Genomic DNA, 4067 nt, shown 5'->3' on the forward strand with positions numbered 1-4067 from the left:
CCGGACGCTCCCTCGGGGTGGGAGCGCCCGGGCGTCCGGACGGAGCCGTGGCCTCAGGCCGGCAGCTGCGCCTCGATCGCGGCGACCAGCTCGTCCGCCTCGGGCTCGGTGCGCGGACGGAACCGGCCGACCACCGTGCCGTCCGCGGACAGCAGGAACTTCTCGAAGTTCCACTGCACGTCGCCGGCCGTGCCCTCGGCGTCCGCCACCTCGGTCAGCCGGGCGAACAGCGGGTGCCGCTCGTCGCCGTTCACGTCGATCTTCTCGAACAGCGGGAAGGACACCCCGTAGGTGGTCGAGCAGAAGGTCTGGATCTCCTCGGCGCTGCCCGGCTCCTGCCCCAGGAATTGGTTGCAGGGGAAGCCGAGCACCGTGAAGCCGCGGTCGGCGTAGCGCTGCTGCAGCCGCTCCAGCCCGGCGTACTGCGGGGTCAGACCGCACTTCGAGGCGACGTTGACCAGCAGCAGCGCCTTGCCCTTGTGGTCGGCGAGCGAGGTCGGCTCACCGGCGAGGGTGCGCAGGGGGATGTCGTACAGGCTCAACGGAGGGTCCCTTCGGGGCGTTGTCGTGCGGCTTGTCGTGCGGCTTCGGCACGCGGCTTCGGCACGCGGCGCACAGGATGCGCCACAGCGCACAACCCGGCGCGGACCCGATCTGTTCCCGCACCCGCCGGCGCGCCGCCCCGGCGACGCGCCCCCGCCACCCGAACGGCGGAGGGTGCTCGGACGGTCGCCCTACGTGTGCTGTGCTGACCGCCATGACCAACCCCGACGGCGTCGCCCACTACGAGGACCTGCGGGCCCTCTTCGTGAACTGCACCCTCAAGCGCTCCCCGGAGCGCAGCCACACCCAGGGCCTGATCGACATCAGCCGCGGGATCATGGAACGGCAGGGCGTCACCACCGAACTGCTGCGCGCCGTCGACCACGACATCGCCACCGGTGTCTGGCCCGACATGACCGAGCACGGCTGGGAGACCGACCAGTGGCCGGTGATCTACTCCCAGGTGATGTCCGCCGACATCCTCGTGCTGTGCGGCCCGGTGTGGCTCGGCGACAACTCCTCGGTGACGAAGAAGGTGATCGAGCGGCTGTACGCCTGCTCGTCGGTCCTCAACTCCCAGGGCCAGTACGCGTACTACGGGCGGGTGGGCGGCTGCCTGATCACCGGCAACGAGGACGGTGCCAAGCACTGCGCGATGAACGTGATCTACAGCCTGCAGCACCTCGGCTACGTGATCCCGCCGCAGGCCGACGCGGGCTGGGTCGGCCCCGCGGGCCCCGGCCCGTCGTACCTGGACGAGGGCTCCGGCGGTCCGGAGAACGACTTCACCAATCGCAACACCACCTTCATGACCTGGAATCTGATGCACGTGGCCCGCATGCTCAAGGACGCCGGCGGCATGCCCGCCCACGGCAACCAGCGCTCCGAGTGGGACGCCGGCTGCCGCTTCGACTTCGAGAACCCCGAGCACCGCTGAGCGCACAGCGGCCCGAACAGCTCCCACCGACACTCGACTGAGACCGCCACTACCCCTGTGATGACGTACCCTGCCCGGTGAGCCTGCGGACGATGTGGTTCACCGTGGACCGGCCCAGGGAGGTGGCGGCGGCCACGTGCGCTGGGTTCGGCGACCGAGGTGGTGCACTCCATCTCGGCCTTGTGGTCGAGGTGGTTCACGGGCGCGCCGATGATCTTCTCGGGAAGTGGGAGCGGGGCTTCGGGCTTCGCGCAGGCCAGGGGGTGGGGGGGCAGGACACGAGGTCGGGGACGACGGCGTGTCCCTCGGCCGCGCGCTCGATGTGGCGGTGCTCGATCATGGGGTGGCGATGACGAGGAGGGTCCTGGCGGGGGCCGGGGCGGCGAGACGGCAGCGGTGGGGGATGTCGCCGCGGTGGTGGGCGCTCTGCCCGGCCCGCAGGGTGAGCGGCTCCTCGCCTTGGATCTCCAGGACGACCTCGCCCTCCAGGACGTAGAGGAAGTCCTCCCCGGGGTGCTCGAACCAGCCGCGTTCACCCTGGCCGGGTTCGAAGTGGTGCTCGTAAGCCTCCATCAGACTGCTGCGCCCGCCGGGGATGAGTACCCGCGCGATCTGCCCCGTGCCCTCGCTGACCCGGATCACCTGCGGGTCGCTCTCGTGGCTGACGGTGCCCGGGCGCGCGGGCGGCCGCAGGAATGCTCCCGGCGGGACGTCCAGGGCCTCGGCGATGCGGTAGATCGAGGTGAGGCTCGGGGTGGTGAGCCCCCGTTCCAACTGGCTGAGGAAGGGCTGGGAGAGGCCGGAGCGGGCGGCGAGTTCGGCCATCGGGACGCCGCGCTCCTTGCGGCGGCTGCGGACCAGCCGGCCGACGGCGAGGGCCTCGGGGGTGGGTTCGGGTCGGGACACGTTGGTGAACGTACCCCATCGCTGTGGGGCGGACGGTGGCCCCGGAAACGTTTCGCACGGCTGCAACATGCTGTTTATAAGTGTGGTCAATTATTGATGTCACTTATATCGGCTCGGGTGGACGCCCGGCAGCCATGAGGAGACGACCGCGTGCACCCCACCGGATCCCCGCCCGACCGGGCCCTGACCCGCCTCGCTCCGCCACTGGCGGCGGCCGTCGCCGTGCTCGCCGGCTGGACCGCGCTGGCGGCCTCCGGCACGGTGGCACAGGGCCTGCTGCCCACCCCCGCCGCCACCTGGCGCGCCCTCGATGAGAGCGCCCGCACCGGCACCCTCTGGAGCGACCTGGCCGCCAGCCTCGGCCGAGCCGGACAGGGGTTCCTCCTCGGCGCCGTTGTGGGCTGCACGCTCGGCTTCGCCACCGGCTACCTGCCGCGGCTGTCCGCCGCGGTCACCCCGCTGGTCTCCTTCCTGCGCCCCATCCCCGCGATCGCCCTGGTACCGCTGGCCACCGCCTGGTTCGGCATCGGCGAGACCGCTAAGCGCCTGCTGATCGCCTACGCCGTCCTGCTCGCCGTCTGGCTCTACGTCCACGACGGGGTGTCCCGGGTGCCCGTGGCCCACCTGCGCGCCGCCCGCTCACTCGGGGCGCCACTGCACCGCCGGTTCGTCGGGGTGCTGCTGCCGGCCGCCCTGCCCGCACTGCTCGCCGCACTGCGGTACGGAGCCTCGGTCGCCCTGCTGGCCCTGGTGGCCGCCGAACTCGGCGGCGCACAGAGCGGACTGGCCTACCGCCTGCAGGTGGACGGGCAGTACCTGCGGACCGACCGCATGTTCGCCGGGCTGCTGGTACTGGGCCTGCTCGGCGTGGCCGTCGATCTCGCCCTGGCCGCGCTCGGCCGCCGGATCGTCCACTGGAGCGAGTCGTGAGCCGGAGCATCCACCTGGAGGGTCTGGCAGTCGGCCACGGGCCGCGCCGGCGCAGGACCTCCGTCCTCGCACCCACCGAACTCGAGTTCGCTGCCGGCTCGTTCACCGCGCTGCTCGGACCGAGCGGCTGCGGCAAGTCGACCCTCCTCAACGCCGTCGCGGGCTTCGTCCGCCCCACCGCGGGCCGGGTGCTCGTCGATGGCCGGCCGGTCGCCGGCCCGGGACCGGATCGGGGCATGGTCTTCCAGCACTACGCGCTGTTCCCGTGGCTCACCGCCCGCGGGAACGTCGAGTTCGCGCTCAAACGCCTCGGCCTCCCGCGCGCGGAACGCCGCCGCAGAGCACTGGCCGCACTGGCCGACGTCGAGCTGGTCGACGGCGCCGAGAAGTACCCGGCACAGCTCTCCGGCGGCATGCAACAGCGCGTCGCCCTGGCCCGGGCGCTCGCCGCCGAACCCGACGTCCTGCTCATGGACGAGCCGTTCGGTGCGCTCGACGCCCTCACCCGAGCCCGGATGCAGAACCTGCTCCTCCGGCTGTGGCAGCGCACCGGGACCACCGTGCTCTTCGTCACCCACGACCTCGACGAGGCGCTCGCGCTCGCCGAACGGGTCCTGGTGCTCGGCGGGAAGCCCGGCCGGATGCTCTCCGACCACACCGTCCCGTGGGGGCGGGCCGAACCCGCCCACCGCGGCCAGGAAGCCCACCGGCGAGGCCACAGGGGAACCCCCCCCCAACGGCCACCCAAGCG

General features: G+C 72.2%; 5 protein-coding genes. 3 read left to right on the forward strand and 2 right to left on the reverse strand.

What is annotated here, in order from left to right; genetic code table 11:
• Positions 1 to 53: 53 nt before the first annotated feature.
• Positions 54 to 542 carry a glutathione peroxidase gene (locus ABZ641_RS28070; protein ID WP_359986093.1) on the reverse strand — a complete coding sequence of 163 codons (489 nt, stop codon included), beginning with the start codon at positions 540 to 542 and terminating at the stop codon, positions 54 to 56.
• A gap of 215 nt (positions 543 to 757) precedes the next feature.
• On the opposite strand from ABZ641_RS28070, the gene ABZ641_RS28075 reads away from it, so the two are divergent.
• Complete coding sequence (locus ABZ641_RS28075) at positions 758 to 1480, forward strand: flavodoxin family protein (RefSeq protein ID WP_359986096.1); 723 nt, start codon at positions 758 to 760, stop codon at positions 1478 to 1480.
• 336 nt (positions 1481 to 1816) lie between these two features.
• Here the strand turns inward: ABZ641_RS28075 and ABZ641_RS28080 are convergent, their stop codons facing one another.
• A complete protein-coding gene (locus tag ABZ641_RS28080) occupies positions 1817 to 2386 on the reverse strand; it encodes a cupin domain-containing protein (protein WP_359986099.1) in 570 nt (189 codons plus the stop codon).
• A gap of 150 nt (positions 2387 to 2536) precedes the next feature.
• On the opposite strand from ABZ641_RS28080, the gene ABZ641_RS28085 reads away from it, so the two are divergent.
• Complete coding sequence (locus tag ABZ641_RS28085) at positions 2537 to 3316, forward strand: ABC transporter permease subunit (protein ID WP_359986102.1); 780 nt, start codon at positions 2537 to 2539, stop codon at positions 3314 to 3316.
• Positions 3313 to 4067 (forward strand): ABC transporter ATP-binding protein (locus tag ABZ641_RS28090; protein WP_359986105.1); only part of this gene is annotated, 755 nt, incomplete at its 3' end. The genes ABZ641_RS28085 and ABZ641_RS28090, both read left to right, overlap by 4 nt.

It is taken from the genome of Kitasatospora sp. NPDC007106 (assembly GCF_040634455.1).
GTDB lineage: Bacteria > Actinomycetota > Actinomycetes > Streptomycetales > Streptomycetaceae > Kitasatospora > Kitasatospora arboriphila.